Source organism: Pseudomonas sp. P5_B2, from assembly GCF_056400445.1.
This window is the reverse complement of the sequence record NZ_JBFULH010000363.1, coordinates 1-4140: the sequence shown is the minus strand read 5'-3', so window position 1 is coordinate 4140 and position 4140 is coordinate 1. Positions and strand designations below refer to the sequence as shown.

Below are 4140 nucleotides of genomic sequence, written 5' to 3'. Positions count from 1 at the left end.
TTCCAATAGTGCAAGCAGGAAGGGCATGCCAGTTAGATTGCCAAAGGTTGCATTTTTGCTGGCGACCTACAACGGAATGCAATGGATCGAGGAACAGCTCGTCTCGATCCTTAGCCAGTCCGAAGTCGACGTAATGGTCTATATCAGTGTTGACCGTTCTACTGATGGCACGCAGTCATGGTGCGCAAACTATGCCGCTGAGCATCCCCTGTCATAGCCCTGCAGGATGCAGGGAAGTTTGGCGGCGCGTCGCGCAATTTTTTCGGTTGATTCGTGATGTAGATTTTGAAGCCTACGACTTCATAGCCTTTGCGGACCAGGATGATATTTGGCGAGTTGATAAGCTTCTACGAGCAACTTCCACGATTGACTCCCATCAGGTTGATGCGTATTCCAGTAACGTCATGGCATTTTAGCCTGATGGCGGAAGGCATCTGCTGGACAAGGCACAACCTCAAGTTGCATGGGATGAAGAGATAGATGTTGTTGTTCATACCGCAGCTCGTGTGCACGTGATGAATGACGTGATCGTAGATGCATTGGCGGAATTCCGTAAGGTTAACGTTGATGGCTCGCTTAGATTAGCGGAGCGCGCTGCGGAGGCTCTTGGCTTCAATACTGGGCAAGCGTGCCGTCGCTCAACGCCTTTGTGGGTCACTGCAGGTCGATATCGGCAAGACTCGCGATCTATTGGGGTGGTTTCCGCCGGTCAAAGTGGGCGAAGCCATGCGAAAGACCGAAGGCCAATATTTGGATAAGCGTAAGTGCTCCATGAACCCCACCTCTGCACGCTGGCCCACAAGGCCTCCCGCGATGGTTACAGCGTGCGCTATCTGCGCCGTAAGCGTCCGAGCTATCGTACCGATGCAGATTCGGGTGATCGAACACATCCGCAAGGTCTACGGCTGCCGAGGCTGCGAAACAGCACCGGTCACCGCCGACAAACCCGCSCARYTGATCKAAAAWAGCATGRCCAGCCMCAGCGTRTTGGCGATGCTGCTGACCACCAAGTACGTGGATGGCCTGCCGCTGCGCCGTTTCGAAAAAGTCTTCGCTCGTCACGGTGTCGATATCCCGCGTCAAACCTTGGTGCGCTGGGTGATCCAGTACTGCGAACACTTCCAGCCGTTACTTAATTTGATGCGCGACCGATTATTGGAAAGTCCATACATTTTGCTCAACAGCGTCACCGATTTCATCGGCGCGCCGTTGTCCGAGTGCAGCACCAGCGGTTCGTGTAAACGCTGCTCGCCGATCACGCTGTGTTGCAGCAGCGCGGCGGCTTTCTCGCCGCTTTCCGCTTCGTAGACCTCCCAGTCCACCGCCTTGCGGCTGTAAAATCCTCGATCAGATAGAGGTAGTAATACTTGTCGCTTATCGGAGACAGCAGGTACGTGATGTCCCACGACCACACCTGATTKGGCGCTTTGGCCGCGTGAGTCGTCGGTGCTGCGTACCGCTTGGGGCGCTGACTACGGCCTCGATGCTGCTGGCTCCCGCTCTTCTTTTTGCAGGGCCTTTTACGATTTCTGGCCGGTGATGAAGGCTGGTCGCCAGGCCGTGATTTGCTCGGGGTAAAGGCCTTTGCGGCGGCAATACTCGCCCAGGTCGATCTCGGACAAACCGGCGGCTTCAAGTACGACAGCAAACTTGGTTTCGGCTGACCAGTTCTCGGTCATTTGCTTGTTTTCGGACACTGCACTTCCTTCAGGGCTGAGTTGCTTACGCCAGTTGGACAAAGACATTTCGCTGACCCCTTCGCGCCGGGAAACCGACAGGTTCAGCGGGGGAAGCAGCATCTTGAGTAATGCGGCTCTGCGTTCAGGTGAATAATACGGCACGACCAGTCTCTTTCCGCCCCCGATATGTTTTTTCAGGAAAAACCGGAGAGGCGACAACTATCCTGACACCGGGGAGGAGCCACGAAAAGCACCGGGTTAAACGCCGCGACCTTGATGTCCAGTTCGACCAGAGCGGCGAGGCCGTCGATGGATTCTCGGAAGTCGACGGGCTTGGGGTAGATAAACTTTTTCGACTTTTGCGTCGGGACGCATCATGAGGTGCTGGCTCGGGAAAGGAATCGGGAGCACAGCATCAGGGATCGGGTGGTGACTTTGAATGTGGAGTTCATGGAGCAGTTACACAACATTGGCGGTCATAACGAAAAGCAGAACATTGAGGTCGTGCATACACTGTGCGCGTTGCTTGACGAATTGCGCCCAGATTCCGCCAATCGCCCGCACGCCGGCCTGATCACCAACGTTCAGGATCGTCCTGGCGACGACCAGCGCTATGCGATTGACGCCAGCGGTTGGGTTGGACGCCGGAAGAAACGTTCGAACCGGTATCCGCAAAACGGTTGAATGGTATTTGATCAACACTGAATGGGTGACTCACGTGAAGAGCGGCAGCTCCCATCAGTGGGTCGACCGGAACTATGCGAATCGTTCGAGCAAGGCATGAAAATCCTCCTGCTGGGAGTGAATGGCCAGGTCGGCTGAGAGTTGCAGCCTCACTTGCACCGTTGGGTAAGTTGACTTCGCTGGATCGCCATCCCGCTGATGGATTATGTGGTGATCTGTCCGATCTGGAGGCATGCGCGCCACGATCCGTTCGCTATCTCGAAAACTCTTTGAAGCTCCTCGTTGCTGAGATTTGATCGGTGCTGGCGGTTGTTGTTATTTTGAGCTCGCATTTGAAACGCACGTTTGTTTTTAAATGATTTTTTGCCTTCCACCCTCCGAATGAGTTAATAATTTCCCGGCACTACCTGTAGAATTGACGGCAGAGTTACCTGATCCCGTGCAGCATTGCATGCCTTAATTCATCTGATCCGATTTCCCTTCCAGGGAAGACTCCCATATGTCGATATCACCCCCAAAAAAAGGTAGTCTGGTATCTGAGCAGGTCAATCAGAGAGGCGCCAGGCACAAAGTCGAGGGGCTTGGATCGAGGTCGAGCTCTCACCTTTGCAATCGCCTTGAGCAATGAATTTGCATCGCTGACAATGTAAGGATGACCCAAAATATAACTGAGCCCCACTTTCTGGATGTATCTGCCAGAAGGGGGATTAAGGATTTAGCGCATGGTACTGATTCCCGTAATTTTGTCTGGCGGAGTGGGCAGCCGGTTGTGGCCCGTTTCTCGAGAAGCCCATCCCAAGCCGTTCATGGAGCTGCCAGATGGCCAGAATCTGATACAGAAAACCTTTCTTCGTGCTTCGCGTCTGGAAGGTGTTGTGGAGGTTCTTACGGTGACCAACCGTGAACTCCTGTTCAAGACTGAAGACGAATACGGCGCAGTCAATTCAGCTAAACACCCTCAGGGCTTTATCCTGGAGCCTTTTGGTCGTAATACCGCAGCAGCCGTTGCTGCCGCCGCGCTTCAGCTGGAGTCCACGCATGGTCCCGACGCCCAAATGCTGGTGCTGGCTGCTGACCATCTGATTAATGATGAAAAAGCGTTTGCCGCAGCCGTAACCAGTGCCATGACGCTTGCCGCCGAAGGCTGGTTGGTCACCTTCGGTATCCAGCCGACGTATCCTGAAACAGGGTTTGGCTACATCGAAGCGCAGAAAGATGCCCCGCTGARGGGAGGCCTGAAAGTGGCGCGCTTTGTCGAAAAGCCCAATCTTGACACCGCGCAAAGTTATGTCGCCGCAGGCAACTATTATTGGAACTCAGGGATGTTCTGCTTCCGGGTGGGCACTGTCCTCGAAGAGCTTCGCCTGCATGTTCCCGACGTAGTGGAGGCCGTCAGCCGGACGATTGAAACATCGCGCCTTACTTCATCTGCCAATTACCGTTGCCTTGCACTCGATGCGGATGCATTCGCAGAGGTGCCAGATATTTCTATCGACTACGCTTTGATGGAGCGTTCCTCCAAAGTAGCGACCGTACCATGTGACATCGGCTGGAGTGACATCGGATCATGGAATGCTGTCAGTGAGCTGACCGAGCCTGATGAAAACGGTAACCGCTTTGAAGGAGAGGTGCTGTCTCATTCCTCTTACAACAACTACGTTAACAGCGAAGGTCGGCTAACAGCTCTGGTCGGAGTCGAGAACTTGCTGGTGATCGACACCCCGGATGCGGTGATGATTGCTCACAAGGATCACGCCCAAGACGTAAAACATATCGT

2 protein-coding genes and 6 pseudogenes are annotated in these 4140 nt (G+C 54.0%); 6 read left to right on the top strand and 2 right to left on the bottom strand.

Annotated features, from left to right (window positions below; translation table 11 throughout):
• Nucleotides 1–25 precede the first annotated feature (25 nt).
• From AC1DRJ_RS20445 to AC1DRJ_RS20435, 3 pseudogenes are all read left to right on the top strand, one after another.
• Nucleotides 26–413, top strand: a pseudogene (locus AC1DRJ_RS20445) (glycosyltransferase); the annotation flags it as partial.
• A gap of 63 nt (nucleotides 414–476) precedes the next feature.
• Nucleotides 477–605 (top strand): annotated as a pseudogene (locus tag AC1DRJ_RS20440) (NAD-dependent dehydratase); the annotation flags it as partial.
• Nucleotides 606–855: 250 nt separating this feature from the next.
• A pseudogene (locus AC1DRJ_RS20435) lies at nucleotides 856–1173 on the top strand (transposase); the annotation flags it as partial.
• Here the strand turns inward: AC1DRJ_RS20435 and AC1DRJ_RS20430 are convergent.
• A pseudogene (locus AC1DRJ_RS20430) lies at nucleotides 1128–1841 on the bottom strand (DDE-type integrase/transposase/recombinase); the annotation flags it as partial. The pseudogenes AC1DRJ_RS20435 and AC1DRJ_RS20430 sit on opposite strands and share 46 nt — an antisense overlap.
• Nucleotides 1842–1873: 32 nt before the next feature.
• Nucleotides 1874–1972, bottom strand: a complete 99-nt coding sequence (locus AC1DRJ_RS20425) for a hypothetical protein (RefSeq protein WP_477803741.1) — start codon at nucleotides 1970–1972, stop codon at nucleotides 1874–1876.
• Between the two features lie 163 nt (nucleotides 1973–2135).
• Between AC1DRJ_RS20425 and AC1DRJ_RS20420 the strand changes: the two are divergent.
• From AC1DRJ_RS20420 to AC1DRJ_RS20410, 3 genes and pseudogenes are all read left to right on the top strand, one after another.
• Nucleotides 2136–2463, top strand: a pseudogene (locus AC1DRJ_RS20420) (GDP-mannose 4,6-dehydratase); the annotation flags it as partial.
• Nucleotides 2460–2619, top strand: a pseudogene (locus AC1DRJ_RS20415) (dTDP-4-dehydrorhamnose reductase); the annotation flags it as partial. The pseudogenes AC1DRJ_RS20420 and AC1DRJ_RS20415, both read left to right, overlap by 4 nt.
• 466 nt (nucleotides 2620–3085) lie before the next feature.
• On the top strand, nucleotides 3086–4140 hold a 1055-nt coding region (locus tag AC1DRJ_RS20410), incomplete at its 3' end, for a mannose-1-phosphate guanylyltransferase/mannose-6-phosphate isomerase (protein ID WP_477803740.1).